At 60.3% G+C, this 23849-nt stretch carries 20 protein-coding genes; 8 read left to right on the forward strand and 12 right to left on the reverse strand.

Annotated elements, in window-relative coordinates; genetic code table 11:
- Nucleotides 1–50: 50 nt before the first annotated feature.
- The 8 genes from L6D89_RS18495 to L6D89_RS18530 form a co-directional block, all read right to left on the reverse strand.
- Nucleotides 51–320 (reverse strand): WXG100 family type VII secretion target, encoded by a 270-nt coding sequence (locus L6D89_RS18495; protein WP_012206006.1) that lies wholly within the window; start codon nucleotides 318–320, stop codon nucleotides 51–53.
- The gene (locus L6D89_RS18500) at nucleotides 320–1054 is read right to left on the reverse strand and encodes a vWA domain-containing protein (RefSeq protein WP_012206007.1); all 735 of its coding nucleotides are present in this window, start codon (nucleotides 1052–1054) and stop codon (nucleotides 320–322) included. Before L6D89_RS18500 ends, L6D89_RS18495 begins: the two co-directional genes overlap by 1 nt.
- 80 nt (nucleotides 1055–1134) lie before the next feature.
- Entirely contained in the window at nucleotides 1135–4140 is a 3006-nt protein-coding gene (locus L6D89_RS18505; protein ID WP_008266576.1) for a type III restriction-modification system endonuclease, read from the reverse strand.
- Between the two features lie 11 nt (nucleotides 4141–4151).
- A complete protein-coding gene (locus L6D89_RS18510) occupies nucleotides 4152–6137 on the reverse strand; it encodes a site-specific DNA-methyltransferase (protein ID WP_012206008.1) in 1986 nt (661 codons plus the stop codon).
- Between the two features lie 26 nt (nucleotides 6138–6163).
- A complete protein-coding gene (locus tag L6D89_RS18515; protein WP_023124777.1) occupies nucleotides 6164–6973 on the reverse strand; it encodes a DUF4391 domain-containing protein in 810 nt (269 codons plus the stop codon).
- Nucleotides 6970–8757: a DUF262 domain-containing protein gene (locus tag L6D89_RS18520; RefSeq protein ID WP_023124778.1), complete on the reverse strand. Its 1788-nt coding sequence runs from the start codon at nucleotides 8755–8757 to the stop codon at nucleotides 6970–6972. Before L6D89_RS18520 ends, L6D89_RS18515 begins: the two co-directional genes overlap by 4 nt.
- A gap of 14 nt (nucleotides 8758–8771) precedes the next feature.
- Nucleotides 8772–12005: a helicase-related protein gene (locus L6D89_RS18525; protein ID WP_023124779.1), complete on the reverse strand. Its 3234-nt coding sequence runs from the start codon at nucleotides 12003–12005 to the stop codon at nucleotides 8772–8774.
- Nucleotides 12006–12017: 12 nt separating this feature from the next.
- Complete coding sequence (locus tag L6D89_RS18530) at nucleotides 12018–12926, reverse strand: BrxR family transcriptional regulator (RefSeq protein ID WP_023124780.1); 909 nt, start codon at nucleotides 12924–12926, stop codon at nucleotides 12018–12020.
- A 278-nt stretch (nucleotides 12927–13204) separates the two neighbouring features.
- Here L6D89_RS18530 and L6D89_RS18535 point away from each other — a divergent pair, with 278 nt between their 5' ends.
- Nucleotides 13205–14095: a LysR family transcriptional regulator gene (locus L6D89_RS18535; protein ID WP_023124781.1), complete on the forward strand. Its 891-nt coding sequence runs from the start codon at nucleotides 13205–13207 to the stop codon at nucleotides 14093–14095.
- 37 nt (nucleotides 14096–14132) lie between these two features.
- On the opposite strand, the gene L6D89_RS18540 is transcribed toward L6D89_RS18535, so the two are convergent.
- Nucleotides 14133–14453: a helix-turn-helix domain-containing protein gene (locus tag L6D89_RS18540; RefSeq protein WP_457926123.1), complete on the reverse strand. Its 321-nt coding sequence runs from the start codon at nucleotides 14451–14453 to the stop codon at nucleotides 14133–14135.
- A gap of 106 nt (nucleotides 14454–14559) precedes the next feature.
- Between L6D89_RS18540 and L6D89_RS18545 the strand changes: the two genes are divergently transcribed.
- Nucleotides 14560–15201, forward strand: coding sequence for a substrate-binding domain-containing protein (locus L6D89_RS18545; RefSeq protein WP_003158902.1), 642 nt, complete (start codon nucleotides 14560–14562; stop codon nucleotides 15199–15201).
- Between the two features lie 363 nt (nucleotides 15202–15564).
- On the opposite strand, the gene L6D89_RS32820 is transcribed toward L6D89_RS18545, so the two are convergent.
- Nucleotides 15565–15735, reverse strand: a complete 171-nt coding sequence (locus tag L6D89_RS32820) for a hypothetical protein (protein ID WP_236225480.1) — start codon at nucleotides 15733–15735, stop codon at nucleotides 15565–15567.
- Nucleotides 15736–16016: 281 nt separating this feature from the next.
- Between L6D89_RS32820 and L6D89_RS18550 the strand changes: the two genes are divergently transcribed.
- From L6D89_RS18550 to L6D89_RS18560, 3 genes are all read left to right on the forward strand, one after another.
- Nucleotides 16017–16226: a cold-shock protein gene (locus L6D89_RS18550; RefSeq protein ID WP_218435701.1), complete on the forward strand. Its 210-nt coding sequence runs from the start codon at nucleotides 16017–16019 to the stop codon at nucleotides 16224–16226.
- A 181-nt stretch (nucleotides 16227–16407) separates the two neighbouring features.
- Nucleotides 16408–18249 (forward strand): sensor domain-containing diguanylate cyclase, encoded by a 1842-nt coding sequence (locus L6D89_RS18555; RefSeq protein WP_236200744.1) that lies wholly within the window; start codon nucleotides 16408–16410, stop codon nucleotides 18247–18249.
- Between the two features lie 168 nt (nucleotides 18250–18417).
- A complete protein-coding gene (locus L6D89_RS18560; RefSeq protein WP_236174838.1) occupies nucleotides 18418–19143 on the forward strand; it encodes a hypothetical protein in 726 nt (241 codons plus the stop codon).
- 68 nt (nucleotides 19144–19211) lie between these two features.
- Here the strand turns inward: L6D89_RS18560 and L6D89_RS18565 are convergent, their stop codons facing one another.
- Nucleotides 19212–20432 (reverse strand): cytochrome c biogenesis protein DipZ, encoded by a 1221-nt coding sequence (locus L6D89_RS18565; RefSeq protein ID WP_236200745.1) that lies wholly within the window; start codon nucleotides 20430–20432, stop codon nucleotides 19212–19214.
- A 92-nt stretch (nucleotides 20433–20524) separates the two neighbouring features.
- On the reverse strand, nucleotides 20525–20797 hold the full coding sequence (locus L6D89_RS18570) for a DUF2790 domain-containing protein (RefSeq protein WP_236174836.1): 273 nt from the start codon (nucleotides 20795–20797) through the stop codon (nucleotides 20525–20527).
- Nucleotides 20798–21022: 225 nt separating this feature from the next.
- On the opposite strand from L6D89_RS18570, the gene L6D89_RS18575 reads away from it, so the two are divergent.
- The 3 genes from L6D89_RS18575 (at nucleotide 21023) to L6D89_RS18585 (ending at nucleotide 23845) form a co-directional block, all read left to right on the forward strand.
- On the forward strand, nucleotides 21023–21763 hold the full coding sequence (locus L6D89_RS18575; RefSeq protein WP_024767564.1) for a response regulator: 741 nt from the start codon (nucleotides 21023–21025) through the stop codon (nucleotides 21761–21763).
- Nucleotides 21760–23070 (forward strand): ATP-binding protein, encoded by a 1311-nt coding sequence (locus L6D89_RS18580; RefSeq protein ID WP_236200746.1) that lies wholly within the window; start codon nucleotides 21760–21762, stop codon nucleotides 23068–23070. The genes L6D89_RS18575 and L6D89_RS18580 overlap by 4 nt, the downstream gene beginning before the upstream one ends.
- Nucleotides 23071–23206: 136 nt before the next feature.
- A complete protein-coding gene (locus tag L6D89_RS18585) occupies nucleotides 23207–23845 on the forward strand; it encodes a cytochrome b family protein (protein WP_236200747.1) in 639 nt (212 codons plus the stop codon).
- Nucleotides 23846–23849 lie beyond the last annotated feature (4 nt).

Consider the following 23849-nt stretch of genomic DNA (forward strand, 5'->3'; position numbering starts at 1 on the left):
AATTCTCCACTTGCCCAATTGAAACTTGTGCCATTGCGACCTCGCTGCCCTTAGCTTTGCAAATAATCCCGCAGCCGCGCCGCGAGCGCTGCCAGATATGGAACCTGCTCAGACGCGTTGTCGTTGAAGTGTTGCAACTGCTGAACGAGCGCGTTGTAATCCTCCTCAAATCGCGCCCGCTTTTCGTCTTGCCAGGTGTCTCCGAGTGAAGCAAAGGCACCGTTAAGATTGCCGACAGCATCGTTGAGCGAATCAATAAATTGTTGTAACGAATATGCGAAGCGCTCAAGTTCTTCTGGATCGCCGATTGCTTGTGCCATTACCAATACCCTCCATCTTCTGTCGAAGAACTTTGTGTCACAGAGTTCTGTTTATCCTGGCGTGCTTCGATTGTGGCCGGCTGGATGTCAATGGTGCTCGCTTCAGGTACATTATTTGGCGTCTGTGACTTCGTGCGAATGGTCACCGACATGGTGACAAACTTGAAGAAGTCACGTAGCTGCTTGGCGTTCTCTGCGTAGAAGAGGCGATTCGAGGTGCCTTCGATAAATTTCCCAAGTACCGCCTCGTCAGCATCAGCGCCTATCGCCATTGCCAAACGGTCACATTTTGCAGAGCGTCCGTCGCTAATAAACGCGTTCAGAGGTTTTTCCCACGCATCATTAGGCCCACCATCAGAGACCAATACGACCGTTGGACGATACGCACGCGAAGGAATGACATCTTTGTCTTCGATCATCGCTTTGGCCATTTGCAATGCCGTGCCAAGCGGAGTCATGCCGCCAGCTGAAAGGTCCTGCCAATGAATATCGCTGGCGCTGGCAAGCGGCTGATGCAGCGCTACCTGAGAACCGAAAGTGATGATCGCAACATGGATTTCAGTTTCACCGTTCTCGGTGTCGCTGAACGTATCCAACATATCGCGAACGGCATCATTCACATTGCGGATTTTCTCTCCGCTCATGCTGCCGCTGACATCGAGAAGAAGCACGACTGGTAGAGGCTTCGCTTTCGGTGCCGTGAATTTCGACGGGTCGAATGGGATATTGCTCATATAAAAACTCCTTTATTCAAAGCTACGGTGTCCGCTCGTGTGCATGACGAAAACTTATCGTGCCGTCGCGACGGCAGAACCTACCCCTTTGCCGCCTCGGTCAAAAGATCACCAACCGAGCGCGCAACCACATACCGGGCTGGGTTCTCGCCGCCCTCCAGCGCAGTGAAATGCGCCTTGCCGCATTCGATCTTGGCGCTTTCCTTGTCGCGCATATCGTCGGTGAACAGGCTGCTCTTGGTTTCCACCACAAAATACAGGTGCTGAGTGCCGTCTTCTTCCACCAACACGGCCCAGTCGGGGTTGTAGGTGCCCAGCGGCGTGGGCACTTTGAACCAGCCTGGCAACTTGGCGTAGAGCTTGATGGCGTCGTTCTTCTCCAGCCCATCGGCGAAATCCCGCTCAGTGGTCGAGTCGTACACCACGTGCTCGTAGATCGACTTCTGGGTATCCAGCAGCATGTTCTTGAGATAGCCGGTGAGCTCTTCCTTCTCGAACAGCTCCTGCGCATAGACATGCTGGTCACCCAGCTTCTGGTACTTGATGCCATCGACCAGGGCCAAGCGCTTGCAGCGGTTGATGGTTTCGGCAGTCAATTCGATGAACTGCTGCGGATTGCGTTTGAAGTCGTTCAGGCGACCGCTTCCCGTCAGGATGCTGACGATGGTGCGCCGGGTGAGCTGGGTGCGATCCTGAAGGTCGGTCAGCAAATCCGGCAGCTCAATATCCGCCTCGTCCAGCACCACGGTCGCCGCGCCCGCTTTCTCCGTCGCGGCGACACCCGCCTTGCCGATAGAGATGTCGGCCTTGCGCCATTGCAGTCGTGCTTTGGCAATCACCGGGGCCTTCTGCAACGCTGCGATGCAATCCGTCACCAACTTGGCGTTATCGAACTGCACGCGGTACGTTGTTTGGTGCTTGATGCGGTCCCACAGTGCCTTGAACTCGTCACTCAGATAAACGGCCTTGCCATCCTTGCCCTTGCGCAGCGGCACTTGCCTGCGTTCATCGGCATTTTTGATATCGAGCCGGCCCGACACCTTGCGCAGCACTTCAGCAATCTGGGCCTTTTGCGCATCAAACTCGTCCGGCAGTTCCAAGGTGCCGTTCTTCAGCGCCGTTTTCAGTGAATCCTGCACCTTGCCTTTGGCATCTATATGGCCGGCGGCTTTCAGGTGCTCCCACAGTGCCTTTGATTGCTCGATGCCCAGCGGTGCGGCGTGCCCATCAGCGCCAGTCACGGCAATGGCGGCAAATTGGTGCTGCTCCACGATGCCAAAGCGGATGCCTGTGTCTTTCTCGATTTCCTTCTGCAGGTTTTCGGCAAACTGTTCGTAGTTTTCCGTGGCCACCACGGTCAGGGTGTTGACCTCAAAGCCGCGTACCCGCTCGCCATCCTGGTTGACGCACAGACGCAGGCCACGGCCAATGGTCTGGCGGCGCTCGCGCTCGGTCTGGATGTCGCGCAAGGTGCAAATCTGGAACACGTTGGGGTTGTCCCAGCCTTCCTTGAGGGCGGAGTGGGAGAAGATGAACTTCAGCGGCGTACCGAAGGACAGCAGCTTCTCCTTCTCCTTCATGATCAGGTTGTAGGCGCGTTCGGCATTCTCCCGGTTACCCGCATTGTTCTCGGCGGTGTCAGTCCAGCCGCCTTTCTTGTCGATGGAGAAATAACCGTTGTGCACTTCTTCGGCGGCGGACTCCAGGTCGATCTCGGCAAACAAACTCTGGTAAGCCGGCAACTTGGCGGCACGGCGATATTCCTCCTCGAACATCTGCGCATACACACCCTTGACCGGCTGGCCGTCCGCATCGTACTGACGATATTTGTCCACCGCGTCGATGAAGAACAGGCTCAACACCTTGATGCCCAGCGGGCGCAGGTGCTTCTCCTTGTCCAGGTGTTCCTTGATCGTGCGGCGGATCATCTCGCGTTGCACGGCAAGCGCATCCACATCACCGTGGGCTTGGCCAGGTTGCAAAAACACCTCGCCACCGGGGTAGCGCAGCTCCATGAACGCTTCGCCCTTGGCCGTGTTGATCTCGCCGACGCGAAAATCGGCATAGATCGCGCGGCCATCGGCGCTCTGCTGGAGGTCGTCGCCGTCGCTGACCGTCACTTCAGCCCGCTGCACACCAGTGGCGGTCTGTTTATCTAGCTCGACCTTGGCGCTGATGCGGCCGCGCTTGTTTTCCACCTTCACCAGGCGCACAAAGGGCCTGTTGTGCGCGTCCTCTACCGTGGCCGACGCCACCTCGATCTGCTTGACCAGTTTGCGCTCGTAGGCATCGACGGCATCGAGGCGAAATACCATGTGGTGCTTGTCCACATGGGTAGCGGAGTAGCGCAGCGTGCAGAGCGGGTTCATGGCGTCCAGTGCTTCCTTGCCACGGCCTTCCATGCCGCCGTCCACGCTTTGCGGCTCATCCACGATGATTATCGGCCGGGTTGCCTTGATCAGGTCGATGGGCTTCTCGCCGCCGGTTTTCTCGCTCTCTTTGTAGAGGTTGTTCACATCCTTCTTGTTGATGGCGCCCACCGTCACCACCATGATCTGGATGTTGGAGCTCGTGGCGAAATTGCGCACCGGCCCCGGCTTACCGGAGTCGTATAGGAAGTAATCGAAGGGTACGCCCGCGTAGAGCCCCTTGAAGTGTTCCTCGGTGATCTGCAGGGTTTTATAAACACCCTCCTTGATCGCCACTGAAGGCACCACGATCACGAACTTGGTGAAGCCGTAGCGTTTGTTCAGCTCGAAAATCGAGCGCAGATACACATAGGTCTTGCCGGTGCCGGTCTCCATTTCCACAGTGAAGTCGCCCGAAGTCAGCGAACTGGAAGGCGGCAAGCCACCGCGCAACTGGATGTCAGCCAGATTCTTGAGCAGCTCGTCATCGAGCAGGGTCAAGCGGTTGCCAACGCCAAGGTCGGACTGCGCCACGCCCAGTGACATCTGCACGTCATCGGGCAATTTCATGGTCACCGTGAATTCGGTGCGGCAGACCTCCTGACCACGGAAAAGATCGCATACAGCCTCGATGGCCTGCATCTGGTAGTCGAGGTTGGGCTCGAAGTGCAGTTTCATGGCAAGCCCCCTTACAAGCTGCGCACGTTCTGGATGCCGTGTTGCTCCAGAATGGCTGCGAGATTGGTTTTGGCCACGTCATCGGCAAAGGCGCTGTCGCGGAACACGCAGGTGGTGTCACCGGCAGGGGCCAACGCCTTGTGCCAGCCGATGATGCCCTGGGCGAGCGGCTCTACCTGTTCGCGGGTGATGGTCTCAGCCAGGCACGCCAGCAGCACGCCGCCGCCAATGGCATGGACGTGAAGGCCTTCGATATTGCGCTGTTCGATGGGCACACACAGATCCAGCCCCAACTTGAGCAGCAGTTCGTAAAGCACATCAGCCTCGCTGCGACCTTCGAGCAGATGATCCTGATGGTCGAATAGTGTGGCTTCCAGATCGTCTGGTTTGGGATTCCAGACGCGGATATTGGAGGTGTCGAGCTTGAAGACGCGGAAGCCGGTGTCGCCCTGCCAGCCAGAGCTTTCAGCCTTAATCTTGGTGCCTGCGCGGCGTAAGCGCTCTTTAGTGAGTTCTGCGATAGAACGAGGCTTGGTGATCTGGTCGCAGAATTCGGCTGCATTTTTCTGCCCCTTATCCTCCGGATCGAGATACTGGGGGAGTTGAACAAGAATAAATCTACGGTTTCCTTCATCTAAGAAATTCTGTGCCATTACTGCATGACCAGTTGTTCCAGTTCCAGCAAAGAAATCAAGAATGATGTCCTGAGGAGACGTACCAATTGTTACAAAGTCACGAATTAATGAGCGAGGTTTTGGAGGGCTATCGAACACATTGCTTCCCAGCAACGATGAAATTTCGGCCGTTCCATTACTACTACTGTACTCAGGCTTGTAGAGAATCGATTTGGGCTTGCTGGTTGGGAGGTCGCCGAGAGTGGCTCGTTGTTTTTTGTAGATATTCTTTCCTGACCTACCTTCAACAACAATCAAGTTAAAGTTTTCATCGTTTATTTTCTTTTTGCTCCACGTCCAAGAGAGCTCTTCGCCTGCCTCTGAAACTGGCCATAGAGTTAAATCTGAACCTGAGCGAGGCTCATCATCAAGCGTCGCGTAGACTTCACCCTTTTCGTCAATAAAGACTGGAAACCACCCGTTAGGACGGCGCTCCCTCGATGCATCCTGCCCTGTCCGCCTTAAAGTGTCAGCGCGCTTGTAGAGGCCACGCTCATCTTCCAGCCAATCATCTAGCGATTCCTCTGACACTGGAAGTTGAAAAACCACACATTTTTCTTTATTCCGAGCATAAACAACTGTAAATTCATGAGTATCCGCGAAAGCGAAGGCATCGTTATTGCCTTTCAGATTCATGATAGTCGGCAGTAAGCCGATGAAGTTCTCTTGACCAAAAACTTCGTCCATAATTAGCCGCAAGTTAGTGGCTTCAGAAGAGTCAATGGAGATAATTATTAATCCACTATCGAGAAGAAGATTTTTTGCCAGCTTAAGTCGTGGATACATCATATTCAGCCAGTCGGTATGAAACCGCCCGCTGGCCTCGGTATTGCTGCTAATTCTCTGCCCACCTTCTACCTGTCCGGTCAGTTCCAGATAGTTCTTGATGTTGTCCTGAAAATTGTCCGGGTACACAAAATCCTTGCCGGTGTTGTACGGCGGGTCGATATAAATCAGCTTAACCTTGCCGGCATAGCTCTTTTGCAGCAGCTTGAGCACTTCAAGGTTGTCGCCCTCGATCATCAGGTTCTGGGTGGTCTCCCAGTCCACGCTGTCTTCCGGGCAGGGGCGCAAGGTGCCGGTGCTGGGCGTCAGCGCCAGTTGCCGCGCGCGGCGTTTGCCGTGCCAGTTGAGGCCGTACTTCTCATCGGCGTCGGTCACGCTGGCATCACCCACCAACGCCTTGAGCACGTCCACATTCACCGCCACGCCGTCCGCGCCTTCGGTAATCAATTCCGGGAACAGGGCCTTGAGCTGTTCGATATTTGCCGCCACCAAGTCGGCGGACTGGGCTTCGGGGCTGGCTGCCGTGAGTTTTTCCATGGTCTTCTCCGTCATTCGTTCAATCTTCAAAGCTGTTGTTGTGCAGCGGCCAGTTCGGACTGGATGCGCTTGAGCGTCAGGTTCAGTTCCACCTGGCGCGCCAGTTGTTTTTCTTTGGCCGCCTCGGCCCGCAGGCGACTGATTTCGCCTTCCAGCCGCTGGCAATCGATCAATGCCTGTCGTCGCGCCGCGGTCTGTTCGGGTGTTGCAGCGGTTTGATAGATTCCCGTCCTTCGCGCTGCGTGCAGGGCCTGCACGCATTCGACCCAGCCTTGATAGAGGGCATGTAGCGAAGCCTGGGGCTGACGCGCAAGCGCAAGCGACTGCATGAAACCCTGCTCAATGTGGGACGTCGCCTTCGCATCAGCTCCAGGTGAGCCATCGGCTGCTTGAAACAGCGAGGCCGACACCACGTCACCGTCGAGCACGATCTTGCCCGCCTCGTTATGCGCCCAGCGCTTATGCGCCAGCGAGAGGGTCATTGTTGGCCCTTCAGCCCGCTTTTCACCCAGCAGTAACAGCACCGGGTAAGGCACGGCCCGATGCACCAATTCGACCAGGCGTGAAAGACTGGTGGGCTTGATGGCACCGCGCAAGGTGACCGCCAGCACCGCGATTTCCAGGTACTCGCGTTGCGTATCGCGGTACTCGGGCACGCCGATGGTGTTGGGCTTGAGGGCGGCCAGCCACTGGATGTCTTCAATGGCATCGGTGATCAAGCGCTTGTCGGACGCCGTGGGCGCACCGTTCTCCAGCAACAGCTTTTTGGGCACGCGCTGGTCCACCCGTGCGCTATCCGGGAGATTCAGGGCACTGACGACATCCGACCTGTTCATGACGAGAGTGTCGCCCCAAATGCCTTGACCGTTTCTTCGCTGTCGCGCCCGGCGATGGTTTTGCCCATGGCCTGTTCGATCAGCGTCAACAGTGCGGCGGCGCGTTGGCGGATAAACGCATCGAAGTCGTCAGAGCGCAGCGCGGTCACCGGGATCACGTGGGAGAGCAGAAACTCGTCCAGGCTATCGGGGGCCACCTGCTTGGCTTTCTGGATGCGGGCGAGGTACATGCTGGGCGCATCACCGCTGATGAAACGGTTGGTGCCAGCGGCCAGAGGGGCCTTGTTGACCACGCTGTTCCATTTCTCCTTGGGCAATTTCTGCTTTTCGCACCAGGCACGGGGGAACACATGGTGGATGTCGATGGCGTTGTTGAAGTAGGTGTTGAGGTCAATCGGCGTACCGCTGACGAAATCCCGGCCGCCATGTTTCATGAGCAAGGCGGCCAGCCCCTTGTAGGCGGCTGCGAGGCGGCTTTGCAGGGACAGCAGGCGCGTCGGCGCGAAGTTGGCGTCGCGCACCGTGCGCGGTTCGCTGCCGCTTTCGACCCAGGCGACCACATCCTGGATGTCCATGCCAAAACGGGTTTCGTTGGCGCCACCGTACAGTTCACCCAGAACGCCGCTCCAGTACCAGCGCAGCAGCTTTTGTTTGACGCCATGTTGCGTGGTGCGGTCTGCCAAATGAGCGCAGATGGCCGACAACGGAATGAGTTGCGTGGCATAAGGCAGGCTTCGGTCGTCGAAGATTTTTTCCTCCGCCAGCAACTCGGCTGCCCGCTTGAAGCCTTTCTCCAAATCAGATTCCAGCGCCTTGAAGTCCGCCAGCGGCAGCTTCAGCACGTCGGCACGCTTGCAACTGACGGATGTGCCATGCGTTTTGTGTCGACGGTAGCTGGCCAACAGGGTCACTGCGGTGAGAAAGCTGGTGCCGTCCACCGCCGTGAGCACGTCGTGCTTGGCCGTCAGTCGCTCCTGCCGAGCTTCCCAGTCATCGCGCAGGTTGAATTCATCGGCCGCGAAGGTTGCCGTCATTAGCTCGAAGACGGTGAGCGTCACGCCACCGGTATTGACCTTCTCGAAGACCTGGCACACGGCTTCGCGCGGCGTGTCCTGGGTCAGTTCGATGGCAGGCACCTTGAACTGTTGGAAGCGCAGCCAGATTTCGTTACGAAACCGCTGCATGAACTGCATGGCTTCCGCTGCGAACTGATGGTGCGCGCTGAAGCCGCTTTCCCAGGCCATAAAACCTTGAATATCGAAGAGTAATGCCACCGGGAAGAGCCGCTGGTCGTACTGCAAATCAGGTGTGCGGACATCCAGATCGACTTTACGGCCGAAATCCGACGTGACTTGCAGTGTCTCCGGCAGCGAGAGAACTGCGTCTTCCCGGTCTGCCGACTCATCCAGGCATTGGGTCATGTCAAGGAAGTACAGGCGGCGAATATTCGCGCCTTTCTCCGTGCGTGTCGGCACGGGCTGGCCGCTGCGCAGCGCCAGGTACATGGAGGTCAAGCGTTGCTGACCATCAAGTACGAGGGTTTTTGGAGCAGGCGCAGGCTGCAGGTTGACGCCGGCAAACAGGCGAGGTTTGAACGGCACACCGCCTGCTTCCAGAAACATCACTGCGCCAATCGGGTAGGACAGCGAGAGGCTCGCAATCAATGACCGAATATGGTTGTCATCCCACACCCAACCGCGTTGGAAGTCAGGAAGCTGGATTTGCCCCGATGCAATTCCATCGAGGACATCTTTCAATGCGGGTTCGGCGGTGCGAAAGCTCATGCGGGTCCTTGTAATCAAATACTTTGTTCATCGGGCAGCACGACGAGAAATGCCACCACCTCAAAGTCGCCACTGCCGGCGAACTCGCCTTTCATGGCGTGTGTGCCGCCGGGCGTGAACAGGCTGGCCACGGCCCGTTCCTCTTGCTTGCCGGCGACGGATGCCACAGCCGCTGCGAGCAGCTTCTGGGCGTGGCGCATGTCTTCGCCGCCTTTGCTTGCCTTGTCGAAGCGCGCACAGGCACTGTCATCCGGCCGTTCGCGCCCCAGCGCCAAGCGCTTGAGGCGATCCAGGATGCGCTTGGCCTGCGGGAACGGCAGCAACACGGTACCGTCATCGCCGACATGCACCAGGTAGTGCGGCGCGAGCGGGTAGTCGGACGATGTGGCGGTCTTTGTCGCCCCACCGCAGGCTTGCAGGCAGAAGATCACGCCGGGCGGAATGTCGACATCCAGCGTGGTGGTGACCGCATAAGCACCCAGCGGCTGGGTGTCCAGCTTGCCGGGGTGGCTTTTAAGGAACTGCGCCAGGTCGATGCGGAAGTCGGTCAGGGTGAGGTCGGTAATCGCCACGCCAGTGGACAGGTCTTCCATGTCGATGACCGTGTCCTGCAATTTGAGCAGCTGCTTGCGCCGGTACTCCAGGTCGTTCATGGCGTTGCCGGACTGCTGCTCGATCAGGTTTTCTTCGCCCGTGGCCGAGACATCGAGCAGTACCATGCGACCGCTGACGCGCTGCTCCAGGTTGATGTATTCCTCCAGCTCCATGTTGGGCCAGAAGTTCACGAGCTGGATGCGCTGGTTGGGCGAGCCGATGCGGTCGATGCGCCCGAAGCGCTGGATGATGCGCACCGGGTTCCAGTGGATGTCGTAGTTGATCAGCCAGTCGCAGTCTTGCAGGTTCTGCCCTTCGGAGATGCAATCGGTGGCGATCAGCAAGTCGATCTCGCCTTCACCCGCCATGTCTTGCGGGCGCTCCTTGGCGCGCGGCGCGAAGGCCGAAAGCACATCGCCCATGCTTTTGCGCAGGCCCGGCAACGTGACCTGGATGCCGGCGCTACCGGTGACGACCGCCGCATGCATGCCCAGCGTATCCCTGGCCCATGGGGCAAGCTGGGCGTAGAGGTAGTGCGCCGTGTCCGAGAAGGCGGTGAACACGATGATCTTGCGGTTGGCTTTGCCATCGTGCGTGTTGATGGGCTCAAGGCATTTGCGGGCAATCATGTCGCGCAAGGCTGCCAGCTTGGCATCACGCGCGGCATCCACTTGGCGGGCTGCCGCCAGCAAGGTCGCCAGGCGGTTGCGGTCTTCCAGCAGATCCTGCTTCCAGCGAATCAGATCCACATCGCCCAGCAGCACCTTGACCTTGCGCCCGACCAACAAGGTCTCGAACGCCGGGTCGTCGATATCGACGTCGGCAATGTCGATTTCCTCCAGCGCCTCGGCATGGGATTCGATGCGCGCCAGCGTGTTCTCTACATCCTTGAGTTGGCGCTGCACGGTCAGGGTGAAGGACGAAACGCAGCTTTCCATGCGTTTGAGCACGTTCACACGCAGCAGGTGGATCAGGCTTTCTTCGCGATCCGCCTGACGGAAGAAACTTTCGCCGCCACGCACCTGGGTGCTGTACTTGGCGTCGTAGGCCGCCTGCTTGTGGGGCAGCACATAGCGCAGCGGCGCGTAGCTGGCGAGCGTGAGCCGACGGATTTCCTGATTGATGTCGCGGATGGCGCGGAATTCGCCCGCAAGGTCTACATCGGCCTTGATGTTGATGGGCGGGAGCCGGTCGGGGAAGCGGCCGGTCTCGCTGGTGCCGTAGTACTTCTCCACATGCCGCCTGGAGCGGGCAATGGTGAGATGATCCAACAAGGTGAAGTAGTCAAAACCCAGCATTTCCACCAACTGGGTGGGTGTCTTTTCAGCGTCGTCCAGTGCCAGCCAGCGGTTGAACTGCGCCTGCGCCTTGCGGGTCGTGGCCTCGATGCTGGCGATGCCGTGCTCCATCAGGGCAGTGTCCTCCCCCTCTGTGACAAAGGCGATCTGGTTGCGCAGGTCGGCCAGGCGATTGTTGACCGGCGTGGCCGAAAGCATGAGCACGCGGGTCTTGACGCCTTCGCGGATGATGCGTCGCATCAGGCGGTCGTAGCGCGATTCCTTGCCCTTGTGCGTGGCCTTGTTGCGGAAGTTGTGTGACTCGTCGATCACCACCAGGTCGTAGTTGCCCCAGTTCACATGCGACAGTTCGATGTCACCAGATACCCCGCCATCGCGCGACAGGTCGGTGTGGTTGAGCACGTCGTAGTTGAACCGGTCAGCCGCCAGGACGTTGCGCTTGTCGTTGGCCTTGTAGAGCGTCCAGTTGTCGCGCAGGCGCTTGGGCGCCAGCACCAGCACGCGGTCGTTGCGCAGTTCGTGGTACTTGATGATGGCCAGGGCTTCGAAGGTTTTGCCCAGACCCACGCTGTCGGCGATGATGCAGCCACCAAAGCGGTTCAGCTTGTCGATGGCGCCCACCACACCGTCGCGCTGGAACTTGAAGAGCTTTTTCCACACCACGGTATTGCGGATGCCGGTGGCGGACTTGACAATACGCTCCTCGTCCATCTCGTCACCGCTGTCACGAAACAAGTGATGCAGCATCACGGTGTAGATGGTGAAGGGGTCACGGTGCTCGCCCAGGGCCTGCAGTGCTTCAAGCACGGCTTCGCGCCCTTTGCTCTGACCCTCGGAGTCGGTTGCAGCAACACCTTGCAGGCCTGCCCACTGGTGATCGAACCATTGGGCGAGCTGCGCGGCTTCGTCGGCCGTTTCTGACGCCTGAATCAGGTTCAATGGGTTGCCTGGCGTCAGGCCAAGGCCTGACGTGCTGAAGGCAAACGAGCCCAGGACTACTTGTGCTGGAGCCCCTTCCGGACCGCGCATGACGGCAGCCCCCTGCGGCACCGATCTTGATGCCCGCCGAAGCTCCACTTTCTCACTGATCCATTTCGCGCACTGATTGGCCAACCAACGTGCCTGCAGACGATTGCGCGCGGCACGGTCGCCTTCCGAGCCCAGGAACTCAAGCGCCTCGTTATCGGGAGGCACAATCAATTGGACTCGCTCCAAAGCGGACAACGCCTCTCGGATTTCTGCGAAGGCATAGAGAGAGAACGAAGGCGTTACACAGTCGAGTCGGTTGCCGTGCTTGAGGTGGGGCTGCATCAAGTCGATGACGCGCTGTGTTCCGGTGTTTTGGATCAGCTTCATGGTCGTTTCCGTTCAGTCAGCAATCGACGTTTCTGCACTCGGCGATGCATACCCCGGCGCCAGCACTGCATTGCGCACGCCGTAGATGGCGAGGTGGTCCTTCAACCAAAGCCGGTACTCAGGGCCGCGCAGGCTATGGTCGGGGGAGCAGTCCACACTCCATTTGCGCAGGATGTAGCCAGCGGTGGCGGCGCGCAGCTTCATGTGCAGCACGCCGCCTCGCATGCCGTAGTCCATTTCAGTGATTTCTGGCCGGGGCTGATCCGGGTGAGGAACCAGCTCCAGCTCGACGATCCGTGTCCATTGAATGTCCTGATCGCTCATCTCGTGGGGCGCCACGGGCTGCCCCTTGCGCACCACAGGACGCTTGATCCGGGTGATGACGAAATCCCGGAATTCCTGCGATTTGCGGTCGAAGGCACGGACGTGCCAGCGCAGGCCGTTGTCAATCAACGCGAACGGGACGATCTCCCGCACGGTGCGGCCACTGGAGATGGAGTGGTACTCGATCCCCATCGGGCATTCATAGTGGATGGCACGGGTCACGCTCGCCAGGATGTCCAGGTCAGGGTGGGTGAGCCGGGACGGGCTCTCGCTGGCCACCCAGGCCTTGATGTGCATCGGCTCACCGTCGCCAAACCCCTGTGTCAGCCACGACAACACTCGCTCGGGCGGGAAATCGAAGATCGGCTGGAAGCTCGGACCGAGGACGTAGAACTTGCCTTTGCCGTCGTAGTCGATGTTGCCGGGGGCGAGTTCCTTGTACAGCGCCAGGTCCCTGGACGCAGCAGCGGACTGGATAGCAAAGCGCGCAACCAGGTCCTGGCGGCGCATCTCCCCAATGAAGCGCAGGCGCAACTCCACGAACGCGAGCCGGTCACGCTGTGGCTGGGTTAGATCGGTAAGCTGTTGCTGGGACATCCTGGGTAGCTCGTTCGGGTTGACGAATGCTTATGCAGACTTCTGCCGGAAGTATATGGCCCGTGTAAAAAGACGTCTATAAATCAAATTCAGCTTGTTAGTATGCCGCATTATGATAACCATTTTTTGAGGCGCAAATGAGCGATTTGACGTGGACGAGTAGGCGATCAGCCCAGCGGAGCGCACCAGAAGCGGCGTGCAATAGCATGCATCCAGTAGGCCATCGCGGACGAAAACTGGCGCGAATAGATCCTTGAAAGGAAACAGGAGTACGGCCTATGGAACTGCGACACCTTCGCTGCTTTGTGGCTCTCGCAGAGGAGCTGCACTTCACACGGGCCGCCGAGCGCCTGCATATCGAACAGCCACCCTTGTCCCGTGCCATCAAAGAGCTTGAGGACGATCTGAGCGTGCTGCTCTTCGAACGCAACCGTCGAGGTACGGTACTGACCGAAGCGGGAGCAACGTTCCTGCAAGACGTGCGCAGGGTGTTCACCGTCCTCAAGCAGGCTCAGGAGAACGTCCAGGCGGTTGCCGCAGGCCTGAGTGGAAACCTTCGCATTGCCGTGTCCGACGGCGCCATCGATCCACGGCTGTCGGCTCTCCTGGCCCGTTGCCGCGAGGAAGAGCCGGAGATCGAGATTCGCCTGTCCGAAGTGCCGCTGGCCGAGCAGTTGCGTGGGTTGCGCTCGGGCGACTTCTCGATCGGGTTTGCGCACACGGCGGAGGTCGGCGATGACATCCTGACCGAGCCACTCTGGCACGACTCGCTGGTGGTTGCGGTGCCCGCCCGGCACCCCTTGCTTTCACATAAGACTGTTCCGCTGCACAAGCTCGCGAGCTACCCACTGGTCTTATGCGATCCACAGGTATACGAAGGCTACTACCGTGAACTGGCGCGGCTCCTGCGGCCGCTGGAGCGTCAGCCTGACGTCGCCGAGCATGTGTCTTCGCTGGACATGATGCTCACCCTGGTCGGTGCGGGCTACGGAGTCGGCTTCATCAGGGCAACCAGGGTCGCGGCGAGCCAGCGCCCCGATGTGGTGATCCGCCCCCTGGCCATGGATTCCGCAGTCATCACGACCTACTTGCTTCGGCCCGTCAGCGTGGATATGCCGGTGTCGGCGGAGCGGTTCATTGCGCGCCTGCGCGCGCACTCGGGCGATTGATCGGGCGGCAAGGGCTGCTACTGAAGTTCGCGGCTGTTTATGGCGAGCCTTGCGGTTCACTGCCAGAGTTGAGGTTCTTTTCAGTCGCCGCCATCAACTCACTGGCGCTGATCCCGAGCGCGGCAGCAATTTTCAGTATCAGGGGAAGCGTCGGCACATGCTCCCCGCGCTCGATCTTGCCCATGTGTGAACGCGATATTCCAGCCTGAAATGCAAAGTCGTCTTGAGCGACGCTTTGCGCGACGCGAGCGGCACGCACGGCCCGCCCGAAAGCTAATGCTGGTTCGGATTCATAGGTGGGTGTGCCAGGTGGACGACCTGGCTGAATAGTAAGCTTCTGCATCGACAGAAGCGTCAAACAATCATCTTAAATTAACCACGTTAAACATATAGACGTTAAAGTTCTCTCTTTACTATGATGCTGGTTTGCCCTTGACCTGCTTCGTCGCTTCTGTAGGTTCTCCGTGGACAACATCACCAGCCAACCCGCCCACCTCAGGCTTGCGATTGCGCCAGGCGTATCGTCATCTCAGCTCTCGGCGCTGCTCGCGCTGCAACGAGCGGAAGAACCCGAGGTCAGCATCACGTTCTTTGAAGTGGCAGGTGACGAGCTGCTTGATGGGCTTCGTGAAGGCCGCTACGACGTGGGAATGTCGCTTCAAGGAGCGAGCGATCCGGCCCTGGAAACCCAGCCCTTGTGGATTGAGCACATGGCCGTTGCGATACCGCTGAGGCTTCCCTTGCTTGAGCAGGCATCGCTCACCATCGCCGACCTCCAGAACTATCCGATCTTTCGCTGGGAGGCTGAGACCTGTTCTTCGCTGGATCGTCGGCTGCTCGCGCGTCTGCCTGCTGACCCGCAGAACCTTCAGTACGTGACTTCCTTCGAGATGATGGCGCTATGGGTTTCTGCCGGCTACGGTGTCGGGGTATCCGCACAATCGCGTATCAAGCACGCCCCTGGATGGGGAGTCAGCATGCGACCACTGGACGACGGCCCCTACGAAATCGTGGCGCACCTGCATAGGCCCCAGGGGCAAGCGAACCCTGTTTCCGAACGGTTCGAGCGCAGGGCACTGCAGATCGCAAAAGCGCTCCCTTCCTGATCGCAGTGGCTGTCGGTAGCTGCCAGCAGAAGGCGGTGGATTTATGCCTTTCGCCAAGAGGGGTGATGTGGTACATTCAGAGGCCACTTCTGGTTTTAATAACCAGAAAAAATCTTTATTAATCAATGGGTTGGCTGCCTTGGGTGATTCCCTTCGCCCGCTCCAGATTCCATATAAAAGCCCCCGGCAGCCTGAGTTGCCGGGGGCTTTTGTTTTCTGGGGCGGTCCATCGAGCAACCTGCGAGCGGGCAGCTCACCTGCTGTGATTCAGGCGAAACGACGCCGGTAATACCCGCCGCTCCATGGCGCACAAAAAAGGCCGTATCCAACGATACGGCCTTTTTCGCTGCACCAGCGCTGACATCAGGCGTCAGGCTTTCTGGGCCTCGCGATGGTGAATTCGGCCCGTTTGTAGGGCTCCTTGCGACCGTGTTTCCCAGCGGGGATCTCCTGGATCTCCCCGCCCTTGGAGAGAAAGGCCGAGATTTTCTTATCCAGCTCCAAACGTGCGCTTTTCGTCTCTGAATCGGACATCAGGTCACCCGAGGTGATGAGCCACCAGATTGGCGGCTAGCGAACCACTATACGCGTGGAATGCTCGCTATCCCGACCGCCGGACCGATTTATGTAATTTCCCGCGAAATCGCTACCTATTCCCTGCCAACTCTGTATGCTGCCCGTCTGCCTGCTCGGTTTAGCGGCACCGGTTCGATGATTTGTCTTCTTGATTCTCCATCTCTGCGGTCCCTTCACTTCGCATCCAGTCAGACCACGCATGCTGCATGGCCTGATTAATTCTTGATTGGAGTTTCATCATGGCAACTCGCCAAACCGGTATCGTCAAATGGTTCAACGCTGAGAAAGGCTTCGGCTTCATTACCCCGGAAAGCGGCCCGGACGTTTTCGTCCACTTCCGCGCTATCGAAGGTACCGGCTACAAGTCGCTGGACGAAGGCCAGAGCGTCAGCTTCAACGTCACTGCCGGCGCCAAAGGCCCGCAGGCCGAGCAAGTGCAAGTGATCTAACCGCTACGGTTAGGAAAAGCCCCGCCAATGCGGGGCTTTTTCGTTTCTGCTCGAGCGCTCTCCAGTCCGTTGCAAGCGGATTGATCACGGTCACAGTGCCTTTTGGCAGCGGCACGGCGGCTCTTGTAGAATTCCCCTCTCCACCGCCTGAGCGCTCCCATCTTCAGCCCGGACTCACCGTATGCCCGCTTCCGCATTGCACCGGCAGCTGATGTCCTGGCTCCTGCTTCCCCTCTTCCTGCTTGCTCGCCTGGCGTGGGCGCAACCGATGGTCGACGCCGCCAGCGTCGTGACCCAGCCGCTCACGCTCACCAGCTACGTCTCTGTCCTTGAGGACCCGACCGGCAAGCTGACACTGGCAGACGTGCAGTCCACCGAGCTGCAGAACCGCTTCAAGGCCGATCAGCCGCCGGGCAGCTCACTGGCGATGGGCTTCACCCGCTCGGCGTTCTGGCTGCGGCTGAACCTGAGCAACTCCAGCGATATGCCGTTGCAGCGCCTGTTGGTACTGGAGAACCCGAGGGTTTCCCATGTGCAGGCGAACATCCCACAGGCGGATGGCTCGTACAGGGCGATCAATACCGGCAGCGACGTCCCGCAGTCGAGCAAGGTCTACCCGAACCGCAACTTCGTCTTTCCGCTGACGCTGCCGGCGCACTCGGAGCAAACGCTTTACCTGCGGGTCGAGTCGAGCATCGGGTTACTGGTACCGCTGCAACTGTGGCCGGTGAAGGCCTTCCACGCCTACGAACGCGACGACTACACCGGCAAGGCGTGGTACTTCGGCATCGCAGTGGCGATGATCCTGTTCAACCTGATGCTGCTCCTCGCGCTGCGGGATCCGATCTACCTGCTCTATGTAGTCTTCGTGAGCTGCACCGCCGGGGCACTGGCGATCAAGAATGGCCTGGCGCCGGACTGGTCGCTGTTCGGCATGCCGCTCAACGCCAACGTCATCTACTACTCCGGCGTGTCACTGGCACTTGCGGCACTGCTGCAGTTTGCCCGACGGATGATGCAGTTCGAGCGGATATTGCCGCGTCTGGACTGGGTGCTGCGGGGGATGATCCTGCTCTACCTGCTCAGCCTCATCGCTTATGCCATCGCGCTGCCGTATGTGTCCCGCGCAGGCATCCTGCTGAACTTCGCCACGGCGGTGATCCTCCTGGCAGGCGCCGGTGTCGCCGCGTTCAAGCGCCAGCGCAGCGCATTCTTCTTCCTCGCCGCCTTCGCGTTGCTGATGCTGGGCGGGGCGATGACCTCGCTGCGCGCCATGGGCATCGTGCCGACCAACCTGTTTACCGTGGACGGCCTGCAACTGGGCTCGGCGATGGAGATGCTCGTGCTGGCCTTCGCCCTTGCCGACCGCTTCAACGTGATGCGCCGGGAGAAGGCAAGGGTGCAGGAGGAATTGATCCGTACCCAGCAGCAGCTTGTGGATAACCTGCGCAGCTCCGAGCACGAGTTGGAACTGCGCGTCGCCGAGCGCACCGATGAGTTGCGCGAGCTGAACAACCAGTTGGAAGCGATGAGCCTGACCGACGCCCTCACCGGCATCGCCAACCGTCGACGCTTCGACCAGGTGCTGGCGCAGGAATGGGGGCACGCGCGCCGTTCGGGTGAGTCGCTGGCGCTTGCCGTAGTCGATGTGGACTGGTTCAAAAGCTACAACGATCGTTACGGCCATCCCGCCGGCGACGCCTGCCTGCGCGAGATCGCCCAGGCGCTCGCCACCACGGTCAACCGCTCCACCGACCTGGTGGCGCGCTACGGCGGCGAGGAGTTCGTTTTCCTCGCGCCAATGACCGATCTCGCCGGCGTGCGTGGCATGGCGAACAAGCTACTGCAGGCGGTGGAAGCCCTCGCCCTTCCCCATGAGCTTTCACCACTGGGGCGGGTGAGCGTCAGCATCGGTATCGCCGCAGCAGCGCCGGGGCAGGAAGCCTCCGCCGACACGCTGGTGGCTAAGGCAGACGCTTCGTTGTATGAGGCGAAGAAGCAGGGGCGCAATCAAGTCGCATGACGGTCTGTGCGCCAGTCGATCCCGATCGCACAAGCATTGTAAGATCAACCACCTCCCAGATGCGCAACATCAAACTGGAGGCCATCAGCCGGTACTGACTATGATATTTGGGCAAGTTGGATAACGGCCCCTCAAGCAGGCAATCAAGGAACGGAAATGACGAATTTCATGGACGAACTGACTGCAATCCTGGAAGAAGTACTGGAAGACGAAGGCAAGAATGACGGCAATGAGGAGCTCGACTCCTACATTCCCCATCTCTACCGCTCATTGACCGAGCCGGGCTTCGTTCGACTCGATCTCCATCGAATTCCTTCATTAACTGGCAAAATCCAGCGGGCGGACCCGAATCTTGCTTCCGATCTGGATGATGGACAATCCTGCTATGTGGCGAAACGCCTGAAGCGTAGTTGGAGCTTTGGTGCTTATACCGACCTGTATCGACGAATGTCTGCGGTGGACCCGGAAACAGCAGCGTCGTTCAAGTACGACGGTGTATCGATTGCCGATGTTGCCAGGGTCGCTGAGCAAGAGAGTGAACAGCTTGCGGCTTGCCTGGGCGCCCACCTGCCAGCCTATGTCTTCAAGGATCTGGAGGAGGAAATCGTCGGCTATGAAGTTACCTCCCCTGAGATACTCCATGCCCTCCTGAGCAACTCCGTCTACTACAACTTCTCGGAGTTTGGTTATCGAGACCCGGCGCAGAGTGCCGAAGAAGAGTTCATCAATCACCTACTGGTCTACGGTGAACAGATTTCCATTCACTTCCCCAGCCTTGGGGGGATGCTCCATCTGGGCAACTGTGGTCAGGTATTCATTGCGGCCGACAGTCAAGATCAATTGGAACAGTTGGCTCTCATCGTGAAACCAGTCGGCGAGCTCGTCGACGCATAACCCATGGACGGTCCCGGTGAGTTCGCACTCACCGGAATCTACTTGCCAAACAACAGCCGACCGCAAGATCAGATCTGCGGGCTGACTGCTCCGCGATCCTTCAACAACGCCTGAATCACCTGCTCCTGTTCCTCATACCCACCCTCCCCGATCGACAGGTGGCGCACGCGCCCCTGGGCGTCGATGAAGTAGTGCGCCGGCCAGTACTGGTTGGCGAAGGCGTTCCAGATGCGGTACTGGTTATCCAGCGCCACGGGGTAATGGATATCGTGCTTCTGCACAGCGGCGCGGACATTGGCGGGGACGCGCTCGTACGGATACTCCGGTGTATGCACGCCGATCACCACCAAGCCCTGGTCCGCATATTTCTTCGCCCAGGCGTTCACGTAAGGCAGGCTGTGCTGGCAGTTGATGCAGTCGTAGGTCCAGAAGTCGACCAGCACTACCTTGCCGCGCAGGTCGCGCAGGTTCAGTTCCGGGCTGTTGATCCACTCCACCGCGCCTTGCAGCTCGGGGGCCGGGCCCAGGTCGGGCAGGCGTTCTGCGCCGTGGGCCATGTCACCGGGCATCAGTTGGCTGATGAGCGCGGGCACGCCGTCGATGACCTTGTGCTCCAGACTGTTCACCAGGGTCGATGAGCTACCCGAAGCCAGCTGCGCGCTGGTGCCGCTGGCGATGCCGACCACCGCCAGCAGGGCGAGCACACCGGTGGCGCGTCGCAGGCCTTCGACGACCGCCAGGCGCGGCCGCAAGTGCTGCATCAGCCGGCGACCGGCGAAGAGAACCACGCCCAGTACCGTGGCGCTTCCCAGCCCATAGGCAAACAGCAGCAGGCTGGTCTGCGCACTCGGGCCTTGCAGCATCGCGCCGGAGAGAATCAGCCCCAGCACCGGGCCGGCGCAGGGCGCCCACAGCAGGCCGGCGGCAAAGCCCATCATCCACGCGGAAAACACCGGCGGCATGCATCGGGCTTCGCCGTGCAGACGATCACCGAGCCAGGCCCAGGGTCGCGCCAGCCAGTCGCTGAAGCGCGGCCAAAGCAGCGCCAGTGCAGAGACCGACAGCAGTACCAGCGCAAACCACCGGCCCCATTCGCTGGCGGCAATCACCCAGTTGCTGGAAACACTCGCCAGGCTCGCCAGCACGGCGAACCCGCTGGCCAGGCCGAGCAGCGTGACCCACGGCGACCACGCCGGACCGCCGACACGCTGCAACAACAATGGAAGCACAGGAAGAATGCAGGGGCTGAGCAGGGTCAGCGCCCCGCCGAGAAAGGCGATGAGCAGCATGGAAACCTCGATGGGCCGGCGGCCCGTGGGCTTTTTCTGGAGTGAACAGCAGGAAAAACGCCGCGGCCATCCGTGGCTGCGGCTCAGGGGAATCAGCCGCCTTCGTTGCAGTTGGTGGCGAACTTGCGATAGGCCAGGCTGTGCGGCTGGCCGTGGGAATCCAGGTAATCCATGCGGGCGTTGACAATGCCGCAGTCGAAGGGCGACGCCGCCTCTTCCTGGATGGCAACGACCTTTTTCACGTCGAGTTTCTGGCCGTAGTGGTACTGCTCAACGGGCTGCGTGTCGGCAGCCTGGGCGCCAAAGCTGGCGAAGGCGGCAACGGCGGCGAAGAGGCAAGCATTGGCGATCTGGATGGCTTTCATGGTGGTTCTCCTGTCCTGTGTCGGGTTTGGCCGGCGAAGGCTGTGTGCCTCGCCGTTGCTGCCCATTTCACGTTCAGGAGGTATCGGGCTTGTGTCGCGCAGGCCCTTGGTTTGCCGCGCCGGGTATCGGCGGCGGCTGTAGATACAGTGGAATACAAAGCACGGAAGGCAAGCGTGGCGCTGCGCTATAAACTCGCCTCAACCCACTGTGAATGAGGCACCGGCATGGACCATGTCGATCACGTACTGATCGTCGACGACGACCGCGAGATTCGCGAGCTGGTCGGCAACTACCTGAAGAAGAACGGCCTGCGCGTGAGCCTGGCGGCGGACGGCCGGCAGATGCGCGCCTTCCTCGATGCCAACTCGGTCGACCTGATCGTGCTCGACATCATGATGCCCGGCGACGACGGCCTGAAGCTGTGCCGCGAGCTGCGCGTGGGCAAGCACAAGTCCACACCGGTGCTGATGCTCACCGCGCGCAACGACGAGACCGACCGCATCATCGGCCTGGAGATGGGCGCCGACGACTACCTCACCAAGCCCTTCTCTGCCCGCGAGCTGCTCGCGCGGATCAACGCCGTGCTGCGCCGCACGCGCATGCTGCCGCCGAACCTGCAGGTCAGCGAGGCGAGCCGGCTGATCGGCTTCGGTCGCTGGAAGCTCGACACCACCGCGCGCCACCTGCTCGATGAAGACGGCACCCTGGTCGCCCTGAGCGGCGCCGAGTACCGCCTGCTGCGCGTGTTCGTCGATCACCCGCAACGCGTGCTCAGCCGCGAACAATTGCTGAACCTCACGCAAGGCCGCGAGGCGGACATCTTCGATCGCTCCATCGACCTGCTGGTCAGCCGCCTGCGCCAGCGCCTGCTGGATGACGCCCGCGAACCCGCCTACATCAAGACGGTGCGCAGCGAAGGCTACGTCTTCGCCCTGGCCGTCGAACTGCTCGAGCCCAACGCATGAAATCCGTCCTGCACTGGCCGCGTACGCTGGCCGCGCGCCTGGCGCTGATCTTTCTCGCCGGGCTGGTGTTCGCCTACAGCCTGTCGTTCTGCTCGCAGTTCTACGAGCGCTACCAGAGCGCGCGCAGCATGATGCTGGGCAACCTGGAAACCGACGTCAGCACCGCCGTCGCACTGCTCGATCGCCTGCCGCTGGACGAACGCGAGCGCTGGCTGCCCATGGTCCAGCGCCCCAACTACCGCTACCGCCTGGATGGCGGCCAGCCCGGCGAGCCGATGAACATGGCGCAGGCGCCGATGGCGGCGACCTCCATCGCCGATGCCATCGGCCCGCGCTACGGGCTGCGCTTCGAGAACATCCCCGGCGCCACCCCGCACTTCCAGGTGCACCTGAAACTCGCCGACGGCATGCCGCTGACCATCGACGTGACACCCAAGGGCGTGCCCGTGGCGCAGTGGCTGCCCTGGGTACTGATCGTTCAACTGGCGCTGTTGCTGCTCTGCACCTGGCTTGCGGTGCGCCTGGCGATTCGCCCGCTGACGCGCCTGGCCCAGGCGGTGGATCATCTCGACCCGGACGCCCCGGCGCCGGAGCTGGACGAGCGCGGCCCCAGCGAAGTCGCCTACGCCGCCCGCGCCTTCAACGCGCTGCAGGGTCGTATCGGCTCGTACCTCAAGGAGCGCATGCAACTGCTCGCCGCTATCTCCCATGATCTGCAGACGCCCATCACGCGGATGAAACTGCGCGTCGAGCAGATGGACGACTCGCCCGAACGCGAACGCCTGTGGAGCGACCTGGAAGAAATGCAGCATCTGGTCCGCGAGGGCGTGGCCTACGCCCGCAGCATGGACGGCGCCAGCGAGGCGGCGGTGAAGGTCAACCTCGACGCCTTTCTCGACAGCCTGGTGCTCGACTATCAGGACAGCGGCCAGGCCGTGGAGCTGCTGGGCAGCAGCCATGCCGTGCTGGAAACCCGCCCCCACGCGCTGCGCCGGGTGCTCACCAACCTGGTGGATAACGCGCTGAAGTTCGGCGGCTCCGCCCAGGTGGAGGTCGAGCGCGATGCCCAGGGTGTCGTGTGTGTTCGTGTACTCGACGACGGCCCCGGCATTCCCGAGGACGAGCTCACCGAAGTGCTGAAACCCTTCTACCGGGTGGAAAGCTCGCGCAACCGCGGCACCGGCGGCACCGGCCTGGGGCTGGCGATTGCCCAGCAACTGAGCCAGGCCCTGGGTGGCACGCTGAGCCTGTCCAACCGCGCCAGCGGCGGGCTGTGTGCGCAGCTGGAATTGCCCCCGGCCAGTTGAGGCTGCTCTTGAGAGAGGTGTACACAGAGATACAAGACGGCCATCCCCGGACACATCCGGTATAAAGCCCCTCGCCAAGATGGCTCCACGAACAGCGGCGGCAACCCGCCCGCCGCGTTCCCCAAAGGAGCCTGCCATGAACCGTCCCACCGAAAACGCCAGCCTGCATGGCTGGCGCCTGTTCTCCCTGCTGTCAGCCCTGGTGCTGCTCGTCACCGCGCTGGCCCTGTGGAGCCAACCGCAATGGGTCGAAGCCCTGCGCAGCGCGATCCGCGTCACCGCCCGCACGTCCTTCGCACTGTTCCTCGCCACCTTTCTCGCCTCGTCCCTGATGGCATTGGTACCGAGCGGCTTCACCCGCGGCCTGTTGCGTGAGCGGCGCTTCCTCGGGCTGGCCTTCGCCTTCTCCCACGCCGTGCACGCGCTGCTGATTATTCTCTATGTGAAGTTCTTCCCCGAGACCTTCTGGCACGGCCGCAGCGCCGCCGCGAACATCCCCGGCTCCGTTGGCTATGTCTTCATCCTCCTGCTGACCCTCACCTCTTTCCCCTATGCAGTGAGACTGCTCGGCGCCCGTGCCTGGAAATTGCTGCACAGCACCGGCACCTGGGTGATCGCCGGGGTGTTCCTGCTCTCCTTCTACAAGCGCCTGCCGATGGGCTCCTGGTACCCGCTGGGCTTCGGCCTGATCTTCAGCGCCATCGCCTTCAAGCTCGTCGCCAAGCTGGCCGTGCACCTGCGCCGTGGCGCGCGCCCCGCCCTGCCGAACGCCTGACTCC

Source organism: Pseudomonas pseudonitroreducens (assembly GCF_021603645.1).
In the GTDB taxonomy this organism is placed as follows: domain Bacteria; phylum Pseudomonadota; class Gammaproteobacteria; order Pseudomonadales; family Pseudomonadaceae; genus Pseudomonas; species Pseudomonas pseudonitroreducens.